The organism is Nostoc sp. (assembly GCF_036917615.1).
Lineage (GTDB): Bacteria > Cyanobacteriota > Cyanobacteriia > Cyanobacteriales > Nostocaceae > Nostoc.
Genome location: NZ_JBALCZ010000087.1, coordinates 31,172 through 54,125, shown reverse-complemented (window position 1 = coordinate 54,125; position 22,954 = coordinate 31,172). Strand labels below are relative to the sequence as shown.

The 22,954-nt window shown below is 40.0% G+C and carries 25 protein-coding genes and 4 pseudogenes; 13 read left to right on the top strand and 16 right to left on the bottom strand.

The genetic code is table 11. The features are described from left to right. Positions 1-7 precede the first annotated feature (7 nt). Genes V7K85_RS31890 through V7K85_RS31880 form a run of 3 tightly spaced genes read left to right on the top strand, consistent with a single transcriptional unit; the run spans position 8 to position 2,664 of the window. A complete protein-coding gene (locus tag V7K85_RS31890; RefSeq protein ID WP_334820023.1) occupies positions 8-685 on the top strand; it encodes a Uma2 family endonuclease in 678 nt (225 codons plus the stop codon). Between the two features lie 3 nt (positions 686-688). Beyond that, entirely contained in the window at positions 689-2,047 is a 1,359-nt protein-coding gene (locus V7K85_RS31885; protein ID WP_334820021.1) for a restriction endonuclease subunit S, read from the top strand. An 8-nt stretch (positions 2,048-2,055) separates the two neighbouring features. Further along, positions 2,056-2,664, top strand: coding sequence for a hypothetical protein (locus tag V7K85_RS31880; protein WP_334820019.1), 609 nt, complete (start codon positions 2,056-2,058; stop codon positions 2,662-2,664). A 504-nt stretch (positions 2,665-3,168) separates the two neighbouring features. On the opposite strand, the gene V7K85_RS31875 is transcribed toward V7K85_RS31880, so the two are convergent. From V7K85_RS31875 to V7K85_RS31835, 9 genes and pseudogenes are all read right to left on the bottom strand, one after another. Further along, complete coding sequence (locus tag V7K85_RS31875; protein WP_334820017.1) at positions 3,169-3,486, bottom strand: DUF1016 N-terminal domain-containing protein; 318 nt, start codon at positions 3,484-3,486, stop codon at positions 3,169-3,171. A gap of 242 nt (positions 3,487-3,728) precedes the next feature. After that, positions 3,729-4,475, bottom strand: coding sequence for a creatininase family protein (locus V7K85_RS31870; protein ID WP_334820015.1), 747 nt, complete (start codon positions 4,473-4,475; stop codon positions 3,729-3,731). 455 nt (positions 4,476-4,930) lie between these two features. Next, positions 4,931-5,204, bottom strand: a pseudogene (locus V7K85_RS31865) (cupin domain-containing protein). A gap of 22 nt (positions 5,205-5,226) precedes the next feature. Beyond that, positions 5,227-5,586 carry a Mo-dependent nitrogenase C-terminal domain-containing protein gene (locus V7K85_RS31860; protein ID WP_334820013.1) on the bottom strand — a complete coding sequence of 120 codons (360 nt, stop codon included), beginning with the start codon at positions 5,584-5,586 and terminating at the stop codon, positions 5,227-5,229. Between the two features lie 640 nt (positions 5,587-6,226). After that, the gene (locus V7K85_RS31855; protein WP_334820011.1) at positions 6,227-6,430 is read right to left on the bottom strand and encodes a YARHG domain-containing protein; all 204 of its coding nucleotides are present in this window, start codon (positions 6,428-6,430) and stop codon (positions 6,227-6,229) included. Beyond that, positions 6,430-6,898: pseudogene (locus V7K85_RS31850) on the bottom strand (protein kinase domain-containing protein); the annotation flags it as partial. The gene V7K85_RS31855 and the pseudogene V7K85_RS31850, both read right to left, overlap by 1 nt. Before the next feature lie 67 nt (positions 6,899-6,965). Then, positions 6,966-7,511, bottom strand: a complete 546-nt coding sequence (locus V7K85_RS31845) for a GIY-YIG nuclease family protein (protein ID WP_334820009.1) — start codon at positions 7,509-7,511, stop codon at positions 6,966-6,968. 72 nt (positions 7,512-7,583) lie between these two features. Beyond that, positions 7,584-7,913, bottom strand: coding sequence for a hypothetical protein (locus V7K85_RS31840; RefSeq protein ID WP_334820007.1), 330 nt, complete (start codon positions 7,911-7,913; stop codon positions 7,584-7,586). A gap of 577 nt (positions 7,914-8,490) precedes the next feature. Continuing rightward, the gene (locus V7K85_RS31835) at positions 8,491-8,691 is read right to left on the bottom strand and encodes a hypothetical protein (RefSeq protein WP_334820005.1); all 201 of its coding nucleotides are present in this window, start codon (positions 8,689-8,691) and stop codon (positions 8,491-8,493) included. Positions 8,692-9,023: 332 nt separating this feature from the next. Here V7K85_RS31835 and V7K85_RS31830 point away from each other — a divergent pair, with 332 nt between their 5' ends. Beyond that, positions 9,024-9,530, top strand: coding sequence for a GNAT family N-acetyltransferase (locus tag V7K85_RS31830; RefSeq protein WP_334820002.1), 507 nt, complete (start codon positions 9,024-9,026; stop codon positions 9,528-9,530). A gap of 57 nt (positions 9,531-9,587) precedes the next feature. On the opposite strand, the gene V7K85_RS31825 is transcribed toward V7K85_RS31830, so the two are convergent. Beyond that, positions 9,588-10,208, bottom strand: coding sequence for a class I SAM-dependent methyltransferase (locus tag V7K85_RS31825; protein ID WP_334820000.1), 621 nt, complete (start codon positions 10,206-10,208; stop codon positions 9,588-9,590). Between the two features lie 403 nt (positions 10,209-10,611). Between V7K85_RS31825 and V7K85_RS31820 the strand changes: the two genes are divergently transcribed. The 4 genes and pseudogenes from V7K85_RS31820 (at position 10,612) to V7K85_RS31805 (ending at position 13,229) form a co-directional block, all read left to right on the top strand. Then, positions 10,612-10,899, top strand: a complete 288-nt coding sequence (locus V7K85_RS31820; RefSeq protein WP_334819998.1) for a Mo-dependent nitrogenase C-terminal domain-containing protein — start codon at positions 10,612-10,614, stop codon at positions 10,897-10,899. Between the two features lie 194 nt (positions 10,900-11,093). After that, a complete protein-coding gene (locus tag V7K85_RS31815; RefSeq protein ID WP_334819996.1) occupies positions 11,094-11,768 on the top strand; it encodes a response regulator transcription factor in 675 nt (224 codons plus the stop codon). 126 nt (positions 11,769-11,894) lie between these two features. Further along, a pseudogene (locus tag V7K85_RS31810) lies at positions 11,895-12,233 on the top strand (arsenosugar biosynthesis arsenite methyltransferase ArsM); the annotation flags it as partial. Between the two features lie 36 nt (positions 12,234-12,269). Beyond that, positions 12,270-13,229: an inorganic phosphate transporter gene (locus V7K85_RS31805; RefSeq protein ID WP_334819994.1), complete on the top strand. Its 960-nt coding sequence runs from the start codon at positions 12,270-12,272 to the stop codon at positions 13,227-13,229. 463 nt (positions 13,230-13,692) lie between these two features. Here the strand turns inward: V7K85_RS31805 and V7K85_RS31800 are convergent, their stop codons facing one another. The 4 genes from V7K85_RS31800 to V7K85_RS31785 form a co-directional block, all read right to left on the bottom strand. Then, a complete protein-coding gene (locus tag V7K85_RS31800) occupies positions 13,693-15,435 on the bottom strand; it encodes a hypothetical protein (RefSeq protein WP_334819992.1) in 1,743 nt (580 codons plus the stop codon). Positions 15,436-15,438: 3 nt separating this feature from the next. Further along, a complete protein-coding gene (locus tag V7K85_RS31795; RefSeq protein WP_334819990.1) occupies positions 15,439-16,017 on the bottom strand; it encodes a hypothetical protein in 579 nt (192 codons plus the stop codon). Between the two features lie 359 nt (positions 16,018-16,376). After that, complete coding sequence (locus V7K85_RS31790) at positions 16,377-16,712, bottom strand: type II toxin-antitoxin system RelE family toxin (protein ID WP_334819988.1); 336 nt, start codon at positions 16,710-16,712, stop codon at positions 16,377-16,379. Beyond that, entirely contained in the window at positions 16,702-16,965 is a 264-nt protein-coding gene (locus tag V7K85_RS31785; RefSeq protein WP_334819987.1) for a type II toxin-antitoxin system Phd/YefM family antitoxin, read from the bottom strand. The genes V7K85_RS31790 and V7K85_RS31785 overlap by 11 nt, the downstream gene beginning before the upstream one ends. Before the next feature lie 159 nt (positions 16,966-17,124). Between V7K85_RS31785 and V7K85_RS31780 the strand changes: the two genes are divergently transcribed. Together V7K85_RS31780 and V7K85_RS31775 are read left to right on the top strand one after the other, a co-directional pair. Further along, positions 17,125-18,132 (top strand): zinc-dependent alcohol dehydrogenase family protein, encoded by a 1,008-nt coding sequence (locus V7K85_RS31780; RefSeq protein ID WP_334819985.1) that lies wholly within the window; start codon positions 17,125-17,127, stop codon positions 18,130-18,132. 306 nt (positions 18,133-18,438) lie between these two features. Then, positions 18,439-20,424 carry a pentapeptide repeat-containing protein gene (locus V7K85_RS31775; RefSeq protein WP_442940639.1) on the top strand — a complete coding sequence of 662 codons (1,986 nt, stop codon included), beginning with the start codon at positions 18,439-18,441 and terminating at the stop codon, positions 20,422-20,424. A 12-nt stretch (positions 20,425-20,436) separates the two neighbouring features. Here the strand turns inward: V7K85_RS31775 and V7K85_RS31770 are convergent, their stop codons facing one another. After that, positions 20,437-20,661, bottom strand: a complete 225-nt coding sequence (locus V7K85_RS31770) for a type II toxin-antitoxin system HicA family toxin (RefSeq protein ID WP_334819981.1) — start codon at positions 20,659-20,661, stop codon at positions 20,437-20,439. Between the two features lie 2 nt (positions 20,662-20,663). After that, positions 20,664-20,870: a type II toxin-antitoxin system HicB family antitoxin gene (locus tag V7K85_RS31765; protein ID WP_334819979.1), complete on the bottom strand. Its 207-nt coding sequence runs from the start codon at positions 20,868-20,870 to the stop codon at positions 20,664-20,666. 381 nt (positions 20,871-21,251) lie between these two features. Here V7K85_RS31765 and V7K85_RS31760 point away from each other — a divergent pair, with 381 nt between their 5' ends. The 3 genes and pseudogenes from V7K85_RS31760 (at position 21,252) to V7K85_RS31750 (ending at position 22,945) form a co-directional block, all read left to right on the top strand. Next, positions 21,252-22,379, top strand: coding sequence for an AAA family ATPase (locus V7K85_RS31760; protein WP_334819977.1), 1,128 nt, complete (start codon positions 21,252-21,254; stop codon positions 22,377-22,379). A gap of 15 nt (positions 22,380-22,394) precedes the next feature. Further along, positions 22,395-22,586: pseudogene (locus tag V7K85_RS31755) on the top strand (AAA family ATPase); the annotation flags it as partial. Continuing rightward, positions 22,583-22,945 (top strand): DUF4435 domain-containing protein, encoded by a 363-nt coding sequence (locus V7K85_RS31750; protein WP_334819975.1) that lies wholly within the window; start codon positions 22,583-22,585, stop codon positions 22,943-22,945. The pseudogene V7K85_RS31755 and the gene V7K85_RS31750, both read left to right, overlap by 4 nt. The last annotated feature ends 9 nt before the right edge of the window (positions 22,946-22,954 follow it).

Here is a 22,954-nt window from a genome sequence, read left to right as displayed (position 1 = left end):
TTAAGCAATGAGTGATTTACAAACCCAGTTACCCACAGATACATGGATTTACACCTCTTGGGAAGAGTATGAGCAGATAGTTACCAACTTGCTCGACGAGAAGGGAAAGAGTTACTACTACAAAGGATATATGAGGCTGGAGATGCCACCAGTTAGTTTTGATCATGGTCAAGACCATGTTGTAATTATTTTTGCGGTGACTCTATTTGCAGCACTTAAAGGGATTCAAGCAAGAGGTTTAGACACCACTACCTTTCGTAAAACTGGTATTCAGGATTGTCAGCCCGATGTGGCGTATTACCTCAGAGAACGCGCCCAAGCCATCCCAACAGGTACAGGAATTGTCAAACTTGATCGGTATCCTGCACCGGATTTAGTGATTGAAATTGCTAAAACATCTCTGTTGGATGACTTGGGAACAAAGCGATGTCTGACGACAAGCCGCTTCGCGTCTACGCTCTATGAAGAGTTGGGTATTGCTGAATACTGGGTAGTGGATGTGACAAATGCTCAAATCATTGCTTATGCGATCGCAGATCAAGGCAGTAAACGTATTCAAGAATCACAGGTATTGCCTGGATTGGCGATCGCTATTTTAGAAGAAGCTTTACGCCGTAGTCGTGAAACTAATCAATCTCAAGTTGGAACTTGGTTATTAAGCCAGTTTCAGCAAAAGGAGGATTGATCATTGGCAGTTTGGAGTATTGTTAATTACTTAGAACTTTCATTAGATTTACGATTGGATTCCGAATATTACCAGCCTGAGTATTTATTTCAAGAGAAGAAAATATCAAATCTTGAGCCAAGATACCTACAAAATTTAGCAATGATTTCTGATGGAAATCATTTAACAATTAGTGAAGAATTTACTGATGAAGGAGGTGTCCGCTATCTCAGAGGTCAGGATTTAGTAAATTTCTTTATTTCAGATTCAAATCCAGTTTATATTCCCTATAAAGCATATGAAGCCCTTAATCGTTCCCATATGTATGAAGGAGATGTTCTTCTGTCCGTAATAGGAACCGTTGGTAATGTTGCTTTAGTTACTAATAAACATGAGCATTTAACTGGAAGTTGTAAAGTAGCAATTATTAGACCTCACTCAATTAATCCATATTTTTTAGCCGCTTATTTAGCATCTAATATCGGCAAATCTCAAATATACAGAAGAGTTCGAGGAGCCGTACAGCAAGGTTTAATCTTGCCAGATCTGAAATATTTTCCAGTCCCAAAAGTTGATAATCAGCAAGCTAAAGAAGTTGAAGCATTAATTAAAGATGCTCACCAGTGTCAAAAAGATTCTGAGTCTCTCTATGCTGAAGCTGAGGCTTTGTTGCTGCATGAACTTGGGCTAGATAACCTCGACCTCTCTACACAGAAAAGCTATGTAGCAAATTTTAGTGAGACTGTAGAGAGCGATCGGTTGGATGCTGAGTATTATAACCCTAAGTATACAGTTTTAATAAATTACCTTCACAAGATACCTCATAGTAAATTGGGTTATTTAGTAAGTTTTTCCAACGGTGCAACTCCATCTGGAGCAAAATATTTAGATGAAGGTATTCCTTTTATACGGATTCAAAATGTAACTAAGAATCGGTTGGATTTTGATGATGTCGTCTACATTGATGAAAAAATTCATAATGGCATTCTTAAACGTTCTCAACTTCAACCGGGAGATGTTTTGATAACAATTACTGGGCGTATTGGGACTGCTGCTGTTATACCTGATAGCCTTCTATTCGCCAATATGAATCAACACAGTGTTCGATTACGAATACATAATGCTCAAATTAATCCTTACTATTTATCAGTATTTCTCAACTCAAAAGCCGGACTCTTACAAACTGATAGAGAAGCATACGGTGCAACTCGTGATGCTCTACCTTATTACTGTCTAGAGAAGATTATTATCCCGATAGCATCTCTTGATTTACAAAAGCAAGTTGAAGTCAAGATAAGAGAAGCTGAAAAGACTCTACAAGAAGCCAAGACTTTGTTAGAACGAGCCAAACACCAAGTTGAGCAAATAATCTTAGGAGGTTAAATTTATAAATGTCTACACCTCCTGAAATAATTGATGCTCTTGAATCAATTTTAGAAATTTACTTTTCAGGAGTGCGTCATCGAGAAAGGGCTGCTTTTATCCTTTGTGATAACCTTGTTGAGATGACCTGTAAGACAAAAGCAAAGCAGCACAATCATCGATTTGATATGACCTGTAACTTTCATGATGCTTGTACTGCTCCAGGTGTCATTTTAGCCGCAGATTTAAAAATCAGAGTTGTAGGTTATCGCAATACAAGAAATAATATGCAACACGCTAGCGCAGCAGCAACAGTTGATTCGATGCACTGTGCTACTGCGATTTTAGACGTAGTAAAAGTAATAGATCATTGCTGGTCTAGTACTTCAACAAGTATGTTTCTTGACAGAATTAAATGTGCCTTACGAATTGTTTACCTTTATTCTTCTGAGGGGGATGTTCCCAAAAGAGAGCCATTTGAAGACAGAATGCGGAGAAAGCGTTGGCGTACTCAGACTGAAGCTGTTCGGGCTGAGGGAAGACAGATACAACCTGGTCTTCGAGACTACTGGTATATTGCTATTCGGATGCAAACTCCTTTAGTTGATGAATGCTTGAATGATGTAGGAGTTTCATGAAAGTTTAAAGTATCATCGCCTTCCAATCTCCATCATCCAACCTCAAACCCTCAAGTTTCAAGCTCAGAACTCGAAAGTTGCACCTCAGAACCCGAAGTTTCGACCTCAGAACTTCAACATCCGAGCAAAAAGCCTGAAACTTCCCCTTCTGAACTCCAAGCCTCACCCTCTGAACACGAAACTTGGACTTCAGAAGGTCAAATATCCCCTTCAGAACTCGGACATTTGACTTCAGAGATTAAGGAGTTGAGCTAGAAGTTTAGAATTTGAGTTACAAGAAATATAGATTACTGGCAGAAGGGTTAGACAATGAGTGAAACTCAGACCCAGTTACCGACAGATATATGGATTTGTGCTTCTTGGCAAGAGTATGAGCAAGCGATCGCTAACTTGCTCAACGAGAAGGCAAAGAGTTACTACTATAAGGGGCACATGAGGCTGGAGATGGCACCAGTTAGTTTTGATCATGGTCAAGACCATGTTGTAATTATTTTTGCGGTAACTCTATTTGCGGCACTTATTAGATTCCGCAGACAGTGTTTGCGAAATTTGCCATTCGAGATAAAAACGACGCATTAACTCTAAATTACGCTCAGAAAAACCTTTGCTATATTTGGCTGTTAAATCTTCTGAAAGCCTTTTTATGACTGCTGCTCCATATTCGGCTCGCTTCTCTCCACCCTGCTCAAGTTCTACAATCCGTCGTCCAATTTCCCAGTAAGTAGCTGTCATGATTGCATTGACTGAACGAGCCGCTGCACGACGAGATGATTCGAGAAGTTTGATTAAATCAGTTAAAATATTTTCGTAGCCGTTAATCACGATGTTTTTATCAATTGCGGTTTTCAGTCTTAATAATTAATCTATTGCCTCATTTTACGATTTTTCAAATAACTATTATCAAGATATTTAGCAATCTGATTTAAATTGTCAGAATTGCAAATTGCAGATCCCCGACTTTTCAAAAAAATCGGGGATCATGTTTCTGCACATTTGATTCAGGATTGCTATTTTATGCAGAGACGCAATTTGACTCGCATCTCTACAATGTCTTTGCATGAGTTTTATTCTGCGTTCACAAATTCTAAATACCCATTGCTGAGTTCTTTCACCGCCAAATCATAAAGTTGTTTACCATGTTCAGGCGTTGCTAAAGCCGGATTTGATCCCATGCGTCCATCTGGATAACGCACTCGAAAGTCAGCTGCGCTATAAATCCTGTGTCCGCTTGCAACTTCTGGTGAAAGAGGCGCTTGCTTAATCGCATTTGGATAAACGTACTGGGTAAGGGCTACTTCACTTGGCGTTGCATGAGAACCTTCTTGATCCCCATATAACTCTTTAGCTAGCTTATATACAGAACCGCACATAAACCAGTTTGCGACTTGACATTGCACCTGTTGAGCATTGTTAATCTGCAAATCTTCTAAATGGGCGTAAGTTTCCGAGAAAGCCGCTTTCAGGGTGGCGATGTTACCGCCATGTCCGTTAATAAAGTAGAACTTGCTAAAACCAGCTTTGGCTAAACAAGTTACATAATCTCGCACTACTTGAATTAAAGTGCTGGGGCGCAGACTGATTGTGCCAGGAAAGGAAGTATGGTGCAGTGCCATCCCCACATTGATTGTAGGGCCAACGATCGCGCCAGTTGCATCACCCACACCAGCTGCGATCGCTTCTGCACAAATCGCATCAGTACCAATTAACCCCGTTGGCCCGTGTTGTTCTGTGGAACCAATAGGGAAAATAATCCCCTTTGACTGCTGTAAATAAGCTTCGACTTCTTGCCAAGTACTTAAATGTAGTAACATTTTTAATGATTTTCCTCAATAAAATTGCGGTGGGACGAAACCTTTTTCTGCTAAACAGCATCTTCTGTAACTAAACTCCCACTAACACGATTATGAACTCCCTGGCTTTCCTGTGGCGGGGATCGCTACGATTTTGATTTGTGAGAGGTTGTTTTAAAAGTAGTTGGCTGTGATTTTAAGCACTTATTGATCCCCCCTAGCCGACGCCAGTCGAGGAAAGGGGGAAACCCCCTGTTCCCGCTCTTTAGCACGTGGCGTGGATTTAGGAGGATTTAAAACGTTTTCCTACCAACAAGAGGACTTTTAAAATATCTTCTAAGAATTGCAAGCCACAGATCCCCGGCTTCTTTGAGAAGCCGGGGATCTTGTTTATCAGAAATGATTTACCATTGAGTTATGAAATGTTAGTTTTCTGGATCATCAAGAAAATAAAGGGGATCAATCTCTAATCTTGATTAATCAAAGTAATAATGCTTTTTTACGTTACTTGTAATTTCCCATATGCAAGACATTCCAGCGGGAAAAATTACTAAATCGCCTTTACCCATTTGCACTGGCTGTCCACCATCAGGAGTAACAACTACATCACCTTCCAAAAAGTAGCAAGTTTCTTGAGAATCATAAGTCCAAGGGAATTTTGATATTTCCTTTTTCCAAATTTCCCATTTAGAGACACCCAATTCATTGAGACGTTCAAGTCTTGGGTTGATGCTCAATTTTAATTTCCATATTGTGTTTTCTCTAGTTATCTTCAGCAGTAGGATTGAATATCCTCTCCACACTGATCTACTAGATAACACAAAGCGCGAAAACGCAAGTAGACAAGTTCGTTATAAAGCGGATTGAGCTTGCACATTGGCGGAATGTGACCTATTGTGCGACCAAAAAGCATGATATCACGCTCGAATGGACACTGAGCGGGAATCAGTTTAGCAATAAATTTAGCTAACTTCCGATTCTGAATCTCAATTTTGTCGAGCCATTGACGTAATGGTTGCAGTAAATCTAATTTAGGTAGAGCAAATTGTTTTTTACGGACTGTTTGATCCTTTTCTTCTAAAGGGCTAATAAAAGCAGGCAGAAAAATACGTCGATTTTTTGTTTTAAGCATAGTCGTAGACAAGGTTTTTCTGGAGTAGATGAATTATTTGCCGATTGGGGATATTACCATGCAATCTGTATGGTCAATTTGCATTGTGCTTGTAAATTAGGAAGCATAATAAGCACAATACAAAGAATTTACATGCATCTTTGGGGGGAAATCGTTTAACTAATTGTTATTTAAACCCACCAAATCAGGAAGAACTGTCCCGTTAAATACAAAATAACAAAGAAAATATAAAGATGGCATTTTTTTAACTTATGGATTGCTAATCTTGGATATAGCAATTTTATATATTAAATAGAAATGCCTGGTTCTGAAACTGCCTAGTATCTAGAGATGGACTTTGGGGGAGAAAAACACAGTTTCTCTCTGATTCCATATAGTCTTCACTAAGATTAGCCTCTAAATATCTAGCGATTTTAGGCTATTAAATATCCAGTAATCTGTCCGATATGTTACACTATCCAACCTAGATATTATCTAATAAGTAGCAAGAAACCGTTTGATAAGTCCAAGCTAATATACTTAGGACTTACAGCCTTTAGAAGAATATTTGCAAAAAATGCATCGGATCTAAGGGCGTACAGCAGTACGCCCCTACTGATATATATCAGGTATTTTGTGAAATGGTATAATTATGAAAAACTTATTTCTTAAAATATCTCAAGCCGTAACGATCTTGAGATTTGCTGATATACTCTACATTCTGTTGCTCTAATTTTGACAGCAATTTAGGTGGAAATGCTTTTGCTAAATATATAGGACGATACCAGGGTTGGTTATTAAAGTAATCTTGTAATTCAGGAGTATCAAAACGGCGACCATGACTGGCAAAAATCGAATTTCGCATTCTCGTACAGCACCAAAATCAATCAGCACTGGTTTACCGTCCCGATGACGCACAATGATGTTATCCGGTTTAGTATCGCGGTGAACGATATGCCTAGAGTGAACATAATCCAGGACGGGTAATAAATTCATGAATAATTCCTGGACAGCGCCTTCACTAAATAGCCCCTGCTTCTGGACTTTTCCAGTTAGGGTATCGCCTTGAATCCACTCTTGAACTAAGTAAAATTGTCCCCTTGAGAAGAAGTAGGCATACAATGCCGGGATTTGGTCATTTGCGCCACCGAATTCTTCTAAAATAGCTGCTTCCCGTTGAAACCTCTCTTGCACTAACTGGTAAATTTGGGGATTGTTGTGAATCGGTCATTAGCTGTTTAACCACACAACGGCGCTTTGAAGGCATATAGGTATCTTCTGCTAGATAGGTTTCACCAAACCCACCAGCGCCCAGTGTGCGGATAACTTGAATTCAGCAGGTGTATTGTCATGGGAGATTACAAGCGATATTGCTAAGATAGTTTTCCCCATAACTACCTTCATTTCAAATCTAGTAAACCTTCTTCTTTCAATTTAGGATTGAAGCGAATTTGCATTTGCAAACCACGCCCTTCTAGCAATTGCATTGAAATTTCTGCTTCTACTCTCCGTGCCACATTTTTAATAATTTTTATTTGTGCTAATTCATCATTAGCAGGATTTTGATATTTTGCCTGTTCTTCAGGTGTCATTACCACTTTGACATCAATGGGATTAGTCCATTTTTCTTTGTTCTCCCCATTTCCCCAAGGCACACTGCCATTTTCAGCAATCCAAGCATTCTCAATATTTTCTAAAATTGTGCGACTAGGGCGTTCAATAGTTTGAACTTTGACCCAATAGGATTGCTGTGGCTGACGGACTAAATGCTGCTTGAGGCTGAGATAAACATCACGGGAGTATCCGACAAATTGGAGTACTTTTTCTTGGTTAAAAATAGCATATACCCCGATTTTACCCTGAAATTGTTCGGGTAATTGACCGCGATCGTCAATGTAAGGAATGTATTCCAGGGTTGCCAAAGAAGAAAGATTCGTTTCCACCATACATCAAATATCAAACTTACTATTTGCCTTCAGAATTGAGAATTGCTAATTAGGTAAAAATTATCAAGATAATTATCCATTACCCAATTTCTGGTAAATGGCACAAAGGCGACTGGGTTTAAAAATCTTAGCACTAAACATGAAATTTGGTGGAACGTTGATGATGGCATACTCATCAGATTCATGGTATTTTTCAAATTCTGCTGGCATTCCTTTAGTGGTAGTTAAGCTGTAAGGAACTGGTTGGAAAAGTAATTCTGTAAATTTAACTTGCTCACACCGCAACTGTTGACAAATTTGGTTTAAGAAAGCAACGCTTGTCAATAAATTGAATAGAGTTTCTTGAGCTTGTGCTTCAAGAGTAAAACTGCCATCAAAGTTCTGGACGATTTTAAGGGGCATTTTCTGTATAGGTAGTTATTAACGACTAAGTAATGATAGAGGATAGGCAATATGTTGCACATGGTCATCAAAAAATGCTAGCCAACAAAGCCTATTTTTTTGAGCAGATGAACTTTGTGAAAAATCACCGCTTTAAGATCAGCCTATTGGATTGTGGAACTTCTGTCAGCTACAGGAGGAAGCTGGCATGATTAAGAATCGTGAAGTTGAGCAGATTTTCAGGGATAGGTGATTTCTGCTTGACGCTGTGCTGACAAACTTCAGATATTATACTTAGGGATATTAATGTCAAATCCATAACTAAATGTAAGGAAAATCATTTCTTCTGTATGGAGTAAAACCAAAAATATAAAGTATAAAATAGCACTTAATAGTGTAATACGAAATCGGTGCTTAGGTTGGGCTGCGCCTACATACTTACCACACCAGCCCTCACCCTTCCTAAAAACGATTCTCACACAACAAAATAAGTGGATAATCGTGATATAAATCACAACTATCCACTCAAAGTTTACTAAATCCGGGTTACTAGAAAAAACTCAATTAGATTATTGAAACTTGGCAAAGTTCAAACCAATTAACGTGACTCAGTTCCCTGATTGGGGCTACCTGCTATACCATCTTCTCCTGGTGCTTCTGGTTTAGCAGAGGGTTTAGCATCACTCTTTTCAGCATCGCCAGTTTTGCGGATACTTTCGTCAACGGGGGTTTGGTAGCCACCAGAAGAACTGGGCGTAGCTTCTTGATTATCAGATTTTTGTTTTTGTTCTTCAGCCATGATTACATTCCTAATCATTTATTATTGGCATTATCTTAAGAAGATTCGGGGTTTGAGTGCATCTATCTAGAATATAGTTATGGCTGATTCCCACCTCTATCGGAAGTATTGTTTAGTACTACTCATGTATGCTGACAAAAATCCATAAATATAGAATTTGTTAACCTTAGAACGCTTGCTGTCGTAAAGGGAGAACTTGGAACGGGTTTGATGTCCAAGATGCTTTTGAAATTGCTTTATTGATAGTTGACAGGAAATGGCAAATGATCTAAATGGATCTGAGTGAATAATATGGTGTGATAATTGTGATACAAACTATCTAAGTGTAATTAATGAACCAGAGTAATCTATCGTTACCATCTGGATGTGTCCTTCGCAAGGCAATCTCTGGGGATCAGTGGTCGATTCGATTGCTGGTATTTTCAGCGAAACTTGACCCAACCCAATTAAATTGGCAGCAATTTTGGGTAATTGAATGCGATGAGAATCTCGTTGCTTGTGGACAGCTACGTAATTTCTCAGGGGCACAAGAACTTGGTAGTTTGGTCGTTGCATCAGCTTGGAGAGGTCGCGGTTTGGGTACTTTGCTAACGCAGCATTTGATTAATACCGCAACACAACCACTTTATCTTGAATGTTTAGGTGAACGATTGGCGCAGTTTTACAGTCGCTTTGACTTTGTGCCAATATCTTTTGAAGACTTGCCACAATTTCCCAGCACAAGAGGCTTGTCTACGCTCAAGGGCAAATTTAGATTCTCGCAATTAGCTAAAAGGCTGCTCAGAGTTCCTGTGTTGTTCATGGAATATCGAGGTCAGTTAAGGCTTGATCCTCCCTAACCCTCCTTAAAAAGGAGGGAATTGAAGCAAGCTTTTTTAAGGGGAGAAAGTTATCCATCAATCCAACGGAGGTTTAGCAAAAATCGTTAGTAAGACAGGCCCTAGTAAATAGTGGTGATTCAAACACAATAGCCCAGCAGAGGAGCCAAGAAGTTGTCGTTGATTAGGACTATAGAGTCTAATTCCACGGGGAGAGACTGGCAATAATTGAGGTTCTGTCTCTTTTTTGGAAGTAATGTCAACCAAATAGAAGCGTCCATCAGCAGAAAGTACCCGTGCTATCTCACTAACCACCTGTTTAGGTTCCAAATAGTGCAAGAAGCTGATAGTGCTGAAAACAGCATCAAATTGACCATCAGCAAAGGGAAGAGACTCAGCTTTGCCCTCAATATAAATTAAACGTGGACGGTGGTAGTTGCTCTGCCTTGCTACCCGCAACATATTCGCAGAGAAATCCAATCCGGTGCCTTGTAGGTAGGGAAACTGAGTAGCAAGGCGGTCAAGTAAGCGTCCAGTACCACAGCCGATATCAAGTACATTTGCTGACTCTGGTAAATCGACGTACTCCAGTAACCGTTTGTGGACGGCTTGATAAAATACTGAAGGAAAGAGCCAGTCGTAACTTGGTGCCCATCGGTCAAAAAGTAGCTTTTTGTTACTAAAAAAGTTATCAGTCATCAGTTTTCAAAGCTTCCTTGAAGCTTGATGCTTTTTTAGGGTAAGTTTAGCTGCGCCTCCAAAGAAGTTGGTTATAGCTTTGCAGTCCAGCAATATCTAGCCTAGCGTTTGGCACAATACTATTTCACAAAATTCTTGTTAAAAATACGTTGCTAGAGGCGTACAGATGTAAGTCTCTATAGCCGATTCATTGATTGCAAAAATTTTGGGAATGGTCTAAATCATCCGGAATTTTGGCAATCGGATGTGTAGTTAAAAGTGTGCCTAGAGACTCATTCTATCTCTGTAGAGAACCAAAGAACGAGCAATCACTGCATAAAACTATAGAACCTAAGCGTATGTATTTATAGAGGTTCAAATACAACAGACTCAATCTAGTTTGAAATTATCAAGGTGAACAATTATGACAAGCTTTATTCAAGTCCGGTTACACAATGAGCTACTGCACCCAGTCCGGGAGTGGTTGGAAAAAATAGAAATTCATAACTCCAAATTGGCTCATTTCCTGTGCAAAGCTATTCCTGCTCAGTGTCCCTTTGAGCGAGACATGACGCTGTTTGGTCGGAAGCTATTTCACATTCCTCCGATGTGTAAATTAAATCCCCTATACGAGGAAGTGGTTGGTTTGCGTTTTAAAGCGCTCTGTTATCTTGCCGATGAATGCGGTGAAGATGTCACAGCCTATTGCTAATAGCCAGTTGGATCGTTCTTTGATCAAGCAGCCATCAGTATTTGCAGACTTACGGTTGTTACTTACTTAGGTTTATACTAAGCTAACGTACACCTAATTTAGATGTTTGGCTATTCAGTAGCCGGCACCTCGAAGACAGTGTTTCCAGACCGTATTGTTGCTTACCATACCCTGCTGAAATCATTAACATCATCATGACGCACATCTTACTGGTTGAAGATGAAGTCAAACTGGCACGATTTGTCGAATTGGAATTGAATTATGAAGGCTATCAAGTCAGTATTGCCTACGATGGATTAACTGCACTCACCGCAGCGCGTAAGTTACATCTAGATTTAGTAATTTTAGACTGGATGTTGCCAGGTTTGTCGGGGTTGGAAATTTGCCGCCGCCTGCGAAGTATTAGTGATAAAGTGCCGATAATCTTATTAACCGTCAAAGATGAAGTGAGCGATCGCATTGCAGGCTTAGACGCTGGTGCTGATGATTACCTCGTTAAACCCTTCAGCGTTGATGAATTATTAGCCAGAGTCCGCACCCACCTGCGAAGAAGCCACCAAGCAGACGCCGCAGATGTTTTAGAATTTGAAGACCTGAGTTTAAATCGTCGCACGCGCCAAGTGTACCGAGATCAGCGGTTAATTGAGTTAACTGCTAAGGAATTTGATTTACTAGAATATTTACTGTCCCATCCACGACAGGTAATTACATGCGATCGCATTTTAGAAGAAGTCTGGGGTTACAACTTCATGGGTGATGCCAACATCATCGAAGCTTACATTCGTTACCTGCGTCTAAAACTTGAAGCCAATAACGAAAAGTGCCTGATTCAAACTGTGAGTGGTGTCGGCTACACGTTGCATGATTGAATTGGGCATTAGTCATTAGTCATTAGTCAAGAGTTAGGAATTATTATTCTCCCCCTGCTCCCCCTACTTCTTTCCTAGTCCCCAATCCCAGTGTTAAATTTAGACTAACGTAGATGCCTCAAAGTCGAGTATACTGAACGGATTACAAATGCTGGCTTTAGTCAAGTTGAAATTCGCGCTCGTCGTCCTTATCGTCTACTAGATTGCCAGACTTACAATTTAGAAAAACACCTACTTTTAGAAAGCCTGGATTCTGTCTCCTTTAAAGTTGCTATTCCAGAAGATGGTGCTTGTATCTTCACGGGAAAAACAGCAATTTATGCTGGATTGGAACCCTTCTTCGATGATTCAGCAGGCCATTTACTTCAGCGCGGTATTCCTGCAGCAGTGTGTGATCAAACCGCTGGTAAACTTGCGGCTATAAAGCCAGCAGAAATAATTGTTACGAATTCGACCTGGCACTAAAGCGGTAGTGGTTGCTGTTAATTTATAAACCCCAAAATGTTGTTAATTAGTCTATTTATCGCTACGCTTTTTTTAGCATATTCCAATGGTGCGAATGACAACTTTAAAGGGGTAGTAACGTTGTTTGGTAGCCGAACCAGCAGCTATCAAACAGCAATTTTGTGGGCAAGTTTTATAACTTTGACTGGTGCAGTAACTGCGACTTTTTTGGCAAGTACACTAATTAAAAACTTCTCTGGAAAAGGACTAGTGCCTGATGCGATCGCTAACGCCCCAGAGTTTCATATGGCAGTAGCGATCGCGGCTGGTTTAACAGTGCTTATAGCCACCCTCATGGGGTTTCCCATTTCGACAACTCACAGTTTAACAGGTGCTATTGTTGGCGCCGGATTAGTAGCGATCGGACTCAAAGTTAATTTTGCAGCTTTGGGAACTTCCTTTATTTTGCCTCTATTACTCAGTCCAATCATTGCTATTCCCTTGGGAGCAGGAATTTACAGCTTATCTAACTATATCAATTCAAAATGGCTTCTACCAGTCAATCAGAAAATGATTGATACTTGTCATTTTATCAGCGCTGGAATTGTCAGTTTTGCTAGAGGATTAAATGATCCTCCTAAGATTGTTTCACTCATCCTAATTATTGAGTATTTCTCGATTCAGGGAGGAATGATCACGATAGCGATCGCAATGGCACTTGGCGGTTTACTAAACTCCCAAAAAGTTGCAGTAACCATGAGTGAAAAGATTACCTCAATGAATCATATTCAAGGCTTATCAGCAAATATAGTAACTGGAGTTCTAGTCATTGCAGCTAGTCGGTTTGGGCTTCCAATTTCCACCAATCATGTTTCAGTTGGTTCTATTTTTGGCGTGGCTTTGATTGGCAAAAAATCTAATATGCGTGTTTTTTATCAGATACTACTATCGTGGATTTTAACTTTACCAACTGCCGCAATTATTAGTGGAATAACCTACAGATTATTGCAAGGTTAGAAAATTTGAATATATTTGTACCATGTTTAAGAGATTGCTGGGTGTGGTTCTAATTGTGGTGGTGCTTTGCTCTAAGGTGAACTAAAGGATTAAAGTTAGAAGGAGTCAAATTTGAAACTCACCCTTCAGACTGGCTTCTTGAGTGAGGATGAAATCAATATCCTTTGGGTTAGTAGGCTGTAATCTCATCACACCTTACGCCTGAGAGTGTCATCGCCAAAAAAGTCTGTTACCAAAATTGTTACGAGTGCGTTGTTGTTGGGCAGTTACTTTATCATGATATTTAGTTAAGCTCCTCACACCACACCGAAAGCCGTGAAACACTATATTTCACGGTTTTTTTCTTTTTTCAAAATTGACGTAGGGACGTAGACACGGAGTCGTTTGTCATCAGACATTACGTTGTTAAGATAGAGATATGCGATCGCATTTTTCCACCCCTTCTAAAGAATTATCGCTCCTTTCAAAAGCAAATCTCCCCTTTATCCAATTTTTCTTGGAGTTTTTTTCTCACTGCACCGGTAAATTTTAGATCAGATGCCAGACTTTCTAAATGAATATAACTTTCACGTCGTCTAAGGTTTATTAGCTTATCGATAGTTGTTTGTTTTATACCTGTACCCTTGAAAGCAACAATAAGTCTATCTTTGTCAGCCTTATTAATATTGATAGCAGTAGATGGTGGTGATGGCGGTGGTGGCGGTGGTGGCGGTGGCGGCAGTGGCGTGTCTACTTTAGGTGGTGGAGCTACTTTTTTAGATTCAATAAATTGAATATTTTTAAGCTCTAGCTTTCTTTGTAAAAGAGATGGGCATGAAGGAGCAATCATAAAAGCCAGATCAGGTGGGTTTGCACCTGGCTTGAAATTAACATCACTTAACCATTTCTCAAACGTCTGCAAGTGTCCGCTCAAAAGCTCATAGTTTTTTGCTTCACCAAAAGCTCTAGCTACACTTGTACGGTTATGCAACAATTCCACGTAGCAGTCAAATGCATGACCTGATAGCACAGTTGTAGTTGAAACTGCTGATAAAGTATATGCAGATTTACTCAAATAACTTGCCCACTTTGTTCTACACTGCGCTTCCACTAACTCGCGGGCATTGCCTTCAAAGACTTGCTCAGGTGCTTCGCTAAAATATCTTTCATGTATTTCCAGTACTGATGATGCGTAGTCCTGGCAAAACTTCCTTAAATTATTAGTAGGGTTCAAGGGGATATTTTTAATTTCTTCCCATGCTTTTGCAAAATTATTATATCCCTGATAAGCACCTTGAATCCGCTCATCAATCTTAGCTCTGATCATCTCAAGCTCGTTGCTATAGCCCTTATGTAGATTAATAACCGCTCTATCTACGATGCTTTCTAATATAATATCTCCAGCAATAAAACCTTTTACATTATCTGTAGTGCCTACCAGATAGATTAGCAGATTTACTTTTGAATTAAACTGCTGGCGCACTCCCTTAATTAATGCCTTAAAAAGTGATCTAGTGTCTAGAATGTAATTGGGATATTCTTGGAGATGATCTAGCTCATCTGTAAGGTATACAAAGGTAAAAGCTGGCTCTAAAGCTGCGACCTCAGAGATAACATAAAAGAAAAAATCTTCAAAACTAACTCCACTGTCAACAAGATACTTGTTAAACTTAGGATAAAATTGAATTTTGAAATTTTTTGCCGATTCAAGTTCAGCAACTTGGCTTCTTTCTAATAAATCGCTAAGAATACGCTTTGCGACTTCTTTAACTGACGGAGATAAGTTTTGGTTGTGTAGTAACTCCCAGAAAGTGTGAGCTAATATATAACAGTATAATTTGATGCCAAAGTTATGAGCTCCACCTATTCTTAACAAGTCAGAAAGTGGGAAGCGAACTATTAAAGAAAGACTTCTGTAATTACGTTGAGTCTTGGTTAATTCATGTAAATAAGTTAGAAGTGAAGTCTTACCACTACCAAGCGCCGCTGCAACAAATCTAAAGGCAAAGTAGCCCTCATCAAAGGTATATCTTAGATCATCTTCCAGTAACTGAGTTATATTAGATATTGATCGCATAGAAAGACTGAGGGCGGTAGATCCCTCACCATCTGATCCTGGAGGTCTAACAACACGCTCAATCCAAATATCTTCTATGAAACCTTCACCTCCTTTAACTTGTTGCAAAAAGTCTTTTATAAATTTTTTCTTACCTGCATCTTCTGGCATTATTTACTCCACCCACTGAATTATTTCTTCTTCTTTTTCGGTAACAGCAAAAACTTTTCCAGTCAATTTAAGTGTATTGAAGTAGTTATCCAATGTAGATTGAGAAATAGGGTGATTCTCCCTAAATTTCCGACCAATATCTCGACTGTAAATAGCAACAACGCCACGCAATTCTTGTTGCTTTCTTTCAGCAAAATATAGTTCTTTAAACTTTTCTACGAATGTGTCAAAGTCCATATCTTCTATAGTCATAGAAGATACATAGTCTTTCAACGATGTCAGTTTAAGGCAATGCAGAAGAGTGTTTAGAACTTTTTGCCCTTTTGAAGAGTCGAATTCGTAGTCTGTAGTTTGTAGATTGGCAACAAGCGCTTTCCTGCCCTCTTCTGTGACTGAAATCCGCCTTCTCTTCGGAGAATCTAGTAAATTTTGCTGGTATAGAGTGTTGTATATATCATCAGCATGTTTTTTGAGTTCTTTAGACAAATGCTCTTTGACAGTACCTTGAGTTACCGTACCCTCATCTGAGTAAGCAACTGTGTAAAGCAAGTAAAGCATTTGCTCTATGGAGAGTTTAGTCATAAATTCCTTTTACTGTTAAACAATTTTACTTAAACTCCTTTGGTGAACATAAAGATATGACTAAAGTAACATATAATACTTAAATACAAATAGTATTTGTTACATTGCGTCAGTTCACCGACGAGTAAGTATGCAGAATTCCCCAAATTACTAATCTTGGGGATACAAATAACATTACCAAAAGTAATCGCCCCTTGTATAATTTGCTAATCAAAAACGCGTAGTTTACCGCCGCAGGCATCGCCCCTTCCTTTTTACTTCATCCCCTTCTCTGCCAGAGGCGCAAGGGACGCGGTTCAAATCCGAAACCACTTTTTTATAAGTGCTTATATGCAAAGAAGCTTATCGTCAGACATTACTCATTCCTCCAACAATCTCTGCAAGAGTGGATAAATGTCCCCTTTGTCACCCTCTTTCCGTAGTCCTACCCCAACCACTAAAACCACGACTTTTTCTAGCTCTACTTTATTAATAATTCTGTAGCGTTGACCCACAGCCCTGACACTGCGATATCCCTTAAGCTTGTCAACGAGAGGTTTTCCCTGCTTTTCTGGATCTATTTTGAGTTTATCGATTCTGTCGCTCAAAGATTTCTGATGACGCTGATCTTTAACACTAGTCAACATTTCTAAAGCTAGCGGTGTCAGTTGAATTTCATATTCTATATTGGTGGGTTGCGGTGTCTCAGAGTCCAAGTTGGGCTTTGACTTCCTTCCAGTTAATGGTTTCTCCCCGTTCTCCCTGGCCTATACTCTCCCGTAGCTGATGGGCAAACTCCCGATCAGATAAAATTGCTAGGGTTTCCAACAGAGATTCAAATTGCTCAAAACTAAGTGCTGCCATCACGGGCTTACCATGCTTGGTGATGATCACTGGCTCATCTTTCAATTCATCTGGCAAATCTAGCAATTGTCGTCGAGCTTCAGTTATGCTTAGGTATTTTGGCATCTAGATAAGTGTACATTTAAATGTACGTTTATTATAGCGTTAGGGCGATGTCTACGACGGGCTACGCCTACGCAGTTTTCCCTAAAACATAGCTCTGTATCCACCCTCTTGCGCTAAAGTTGCAAATGAACGTGCATCTAAAGCCAGGAGGAAAGAGTTGTGAAAGCAGTCTTGATGACAGCAGCTGGCAGTTCGGAAGTTCTGCAAGTACAGGAAGTGCCAAACCCTGTTGTTCCTGTAGGTAATACTGAACTCTTAATACGTTTGGTGGCGGCTGGCATTAACCCCATTGACACTAAACTTCGTAGCCGAGGCACTTTCTACCCCGATCGCCTGCCGACAATTTTAGGATGTGATGGTGCAGGTATAGTCGAAGCGGTAGGTGCTGGCGTTCAGCGTTTTCGCCCAGGCGATGAGGTATATTTTTGCTATGGCGGCTTGGGCGCACACCAAGGAAATTATGCTGAATATACCGTTGTGGATCAGCGGTTTGTGGCACGTAAACCCGCGTCTATCTCCTTTGCAGAAGCAGCAGCAGCGCCTTTGGTGTTAATCACCGTCTGGGAAGCTTTATATGAACGGGGACGATTGCAACCTGGGGAACGGGTTTTGATTCATGCGGGTGCTGGTGGTGTCGGTCATGTAGCAATTCAATTGGCGAAACTCAAAGGTGCTACTGTTTCCACCACAGTGGGTTCTGAGGAAAAGGCTAATTTCGTCAAAGAACTCGGTGCAGACCATGTAATTTTTTACAAGCAAACAGACTTTGTGCAAGCGGTATTAGATTGGACTGGCGGCGAAGGCGTAGACTTAGCTTTTAATACCGTAGGTGGCGAAACCTTTCACAAAACATTCCCCGCAGTGCGAGTATATGGCGATATTGTGACGATTCTCGAACCAGATGCCAATACTGTTTGGAAAACTGCTAGACTACGTAATCTCCGCATTGGTTTGGAATTAATGCTGACACCAGCGTTGCTAGGATTGGAAGAGAGTCTCCAACACCATGCAGAAATTCTCGAACAATGTGCCACCTGGATCGATGAAGGCAAGTTAAAAATCCACGTTAGTCACAAGTTTCCTTTGAAAGAAGCGGCTAAGGCGCACCAACTGATTGAAAACGGGTCTGTGGCAGGTAAAATTGTTCTGCTGATTAACGATGAATGATCGAACAATTTGCATAATTTATTTTTTCAACGCATAGGCAGGCAGACGTTAAACGCAAAGGTATGCAGAGGGCTTTCTCTCCCCTCCTCTGCGCTTTCCTTCTCTGCGAGACGCTTCTCTACGAGAGGCTACGCCAATGCGAAGGCGTTCCTTTGCGTTTTATCAATTCTTCTCCTCTTCCTCTCCCTACCTACTTTGGCGGCACAGGCACAACCAGAACGCACACCCTTAACTCTAGAATTATTACAAGTGCGACTACGCACACCGATACTTCGCGAAGGAAATTTGACTGTAGATTTGCAGAAGATGGTGATTGATTTACGGGCAGAGAACGCTAGCTTTCGTGATGCTTTTTACCAACTGCTGCGAAAAGAATTAGGTGCAAAACCTCTGGGTTTAGACCTCAGCTATGCTCTGATTCTGGGGGATTTTGTCGGTAGCGATTTGGGTTTAAGAACACCCTTGTATGCTCAGGCGATGTCTGGCAACAAGCCCTTCTCTACGAGAGGCGTCTATGCACCCATTTTCACAGCTACCGAATTAGAAGAAGTAGAACGTTTGCGCTTCGTTTGTTTAGAGTCACTCGCGATGTCTACGAAGGGCTACGCCTACGCTTTACCCAACTCCAAAGATTGTCGATCGCTTTTGGGAACTCAGTCAACTCCATCGAGTGAAATCACCGTGTTTCGTGGTGTCTTGACACTGGTGCAAACTCGCTTTAATGGCGAAGTCAAGTTCTCCAATACATTTTTTCTTCAGTCTGTAGATGCCCAAAACGCAACTTTTATCCAACCCACTAACTGGACTGAAACCAGATTCAGTCGTCCCGTCAGCTTTAGCAGTGCTAACTTCCAGCAATCAAGTAATTTTCAGGGCAGCATTTTTTTTGAAAAAGCTAATTTTAAAAAAATCAAATTTCAGGAACAGGCTGATTTTAAAAGTAGCATATTTGAAAAGACTGCTAACTTTAACCAAGCAACTTTTAAGCAGTTGGCTAAATTTAGTAGTGTGCAGTGGCAAGGAAATGCTGATTTTTCTGATGTGCGCTTTGCCAATCAAGCACAATTTACTAAAGCGAATTTTAATCAGTTCTTCCTTTTAACAGAAGCGACTTTTGAGCAAGCTGTGAGCTTCCGGGAAGCTGAGTTTAACCAATCCGTAAATCTGCAAGGGGCGAGCATTCTCAACCAAGCAGATTTTAGCGATGCCAGGTTTACTACAGAAGCTTGTTTAAGCGTACCTGGTTTAACTTTTAACTCCAACCAAGCAAAAATTTTAGGTAATCCCGGTGAAATTGGTAAGATGTTCTGCATCCCAACATTGCAAGGTAATCAAAATATCTTGCGGAATTTGGGGCAAAATTTCCGTCAGCAACAGCAAGTTGCTGATGCTAATGAACTGGAATACACAAAACAACGACTGCGATTAATAGAGTTGGGCCGTCGTCTGACAGCTACAAATATTAATAGTGCAACTGTTGCAAGTTTGATTAAACTGGGTTTTTCTGCACCTCAAGCCGAAGCGATGTCTAACGATAAGCAGCGGCTTGTCGTTGGACATCGCTTAATTGTAGGTGAACCACTTTCTATAGGTGCGTGGTTACTGCAAGCTTGGAGTTGGTTGGCATTAAGTGTAATGCTGTTATTGAGTGGCTATGGTACGAATTTTTGGTTAGTGTTTGGCGTCGGAGGAATAGCGATCGCTTATTTCGGCTTACTATTTTGGCTAGTGGATCGTTATCGTCGGCTGCATCCCAAACCAATTATTCCTACATCCTACGAAACCATTTCGATATTAGTCAGTTTTAGCGTTTTAGAATTTTTTAGCTTATTAGCTATCTTTCGCAATTCTGAACAACCTTGGCTGACATTGGGGTGTCTTTTAATAATTATTGTCCCCGTCCCAATGGCTTTATTGATCCGACTTTACCAACAAGGTCGTTATCACGATTTAATGGACGTTTCTTACTTCACAGAAGACGGCACATTTCGCCAGTTACGATTGTTGATTGGACGTTTACCAGTGATACCCAGGAATGAGACATTTCGTGAACGATATATGCCATTGTTGTGCGATCGCCGTTGGAACTGGCTCAACTACTATGATTTTAGCCTCAACAACCTACTTAAATTAGGATTTAACGACATCCGCCTGCGAGATGAACACTTACCAGGTATCATCTCTGCACTTGCTTGGTATCAATGGAGTTTGGGTGTAATTTACATCACGCTAGTTTTGTGGACACTTTCTCGCACAATTCCGGGATTGAATTTGCTGATTTATCTGAAGTAGCTTACCACACAATTAGATAGCGGTAATGAATTCATTAACTGTAAGTCCAGCAGTCCGGATGAGACTACGTAATGTTCCTTTTGCCACCTCACGATGATCTGGAATAGATAAGGTTACTGTTTCGCCTTTCTTAACCAGGATGATGTGACTAGCACTTTGACGGGCAAACTCCCAACCGAACGATTCAAACACACGGACAACTTCACGCCCACTGAGAACTGGAAGGGCAGATGCCATGATTACGCTGTAACCTCTACTTGATGAGTCTCCACAGTCAGCGGTAAACCAAGTTCTGCACGAACTTCAAGGCAAGCTGCGATCGCGTCTTTGATATTTTCCAGGGCTTCTTCTCTTGTTTGACCTTGACTAACACAACCAGGAATACTGGGGCACTCGACAATCCAAACCCCATCTTCATCACGATCAAGTGTTACATTGAACTTCATACACTGTTGTTGGCAAGAGAGTTTTAGTTATTTATTATTGTAACCTGCAAACATTTAACCCAAAAAAGCAGCCGAGCGATCGCACTAACAACCAAGTTTACTGGATGCAGATAACCTCTGCAACTCAACCAACCACTTCAGCATGTTTCCGTGCAGCGATTTGTTATGCTACTTTAGGCTTGAATTAAACAGGGGAAAGTCTCTAGCTACCCGCAGGGTGTGCTGGCTACCCTCTGAAAACGCCTAAAGGCGAACCGACGACCAGAACTTTCTGAGAAAGAGAACACAAAAAAATGGGACTTTGTGTTTCCTGTGCTTTCCAGAGAAAGATAGAAGTTACAATTAAAGCCATGAAGCCAATGGCTATAGGACTAGTTGACTATGCGAATTAAGCAAATTTCCGTCAGTGGCTTATTTGGAATTTTTAACCATGTGATTCCATTAAACATGGATGAACGAATCACCATTATTCATGGCCCAAATGGTTTTGGGAAAACAGCGATTTTAAGAATTTTGAATAGTTTTTTTAACTCCCGATACGCACACTTGAGAGCTATCCCGTTTAGGATTTTTAGAGTTGAATTTAATGATAATACTAGTGTTGAAATCATCAAAGATGCCGATAATGCAGAAGACTTAGAAACGAATAATATTGTTTTCAACTTTTATAAACACGATTCCAAACCAGCTTTTTTTACTTTAAAGGCAGTAAATACTCGTTCTGACAGAGAAATTTTCCTTAGTTTTGAATCAGATGATATGATACCAGTAAGAGGACAAACATATCCTATAAGAACTTTTCCTCTTGAAGACTATATAGAGTTTTCTGATAATTTTTTGTTATCAAACTTGAAGTCACAAGAAGAGCCTGATTGGCTAGAAAATTTTAAAAGCAATATTCATATTCGCCTCATTGAATCACAACGTTTGCTTAATTTTGTTCCTAACCGTTCTTCCAGACGGTCTGCTGAAACACCTTCAATGTTGTCAACTATGTCTGCTTATTCTGATGAACTTGCTAAACTAATGCAAGATAAATTTAAGGAATACGGTACAACATCTCAATTTCTTGACAGAACTTTTCCAGTTAGGGTAGTTAAGCAACACCCATCCACAGATTTAACAGATGAACAACTTCGTCATCAACTAAACGAACTTGAAGCGACTCGCTCTCGTCTCATAGAAGTAGGTCTTTTAGATAAAGATGAAGATGCAGAATTTCAAATTCAGCCTCAAGATATAGATGAAAGTACCAAAAATGCTTTGTCAGTATATGTTCAAGATGTGGAAAAGAAGCTGAGTGTTTTTGCTGAAATAGCAAGCAAAACTGATTTATTAAGGAAAATTATTAATAATAAATTTGCCTATTCCTACAAAGAGATAAACTTTAGTAAAGAAAAAGGATTCGTTGTAACAACAAGTTATGACTCTTCATTATCTAATTCAAAAAATCTTTTACCAACAGATTTATCATCTGGTGAGCAACATGAGTTAGTTCTTCTATATTAACTCTTATTTAAAGTTCAACCTAATTCTCTAGTTTTAATTGATGAGCCTGAATTATCTCTTCATGTAGGATGGCAAGTTCAGTTTTTAAAGGACTTGCAAGACATTACACAACTTGCAGATTTAAATATACTAATGGCTACTCATTCACCAGATATTATTCAAGATCGCTGGGATTTGACGGTTGAACTGAAAGGGCCACAAAAGTGAGAGATTTTCTTACAGTTGACCGTGTTGCTAACCAAATACGATTACGACGAAGCACATATACTGGAAATTTTTTATTAGTGGAAGGAAGTTCTGATAAAACTTTCTATAAGCGATTTGTTGACAAATTAGTTTGTGAGTTAGTTGAAACATCGGGAAAACCCTCTAGCAAGCAGCGTGCTATTGACATTTTAAAAATTTTGGAACAATCAAATTTTCAAGGAGTTTTAGCGATTGTCGATGCAGATTTTGATCGCCTTGAAACTTTGTTATACACCAGTTATAATCTGCTTCGCACCGACAGCCATGACCTTGAAACTATGCTGATTAACTCACTAGCATTTAACAAAGTAAGTAGGTAGGCAGAAATA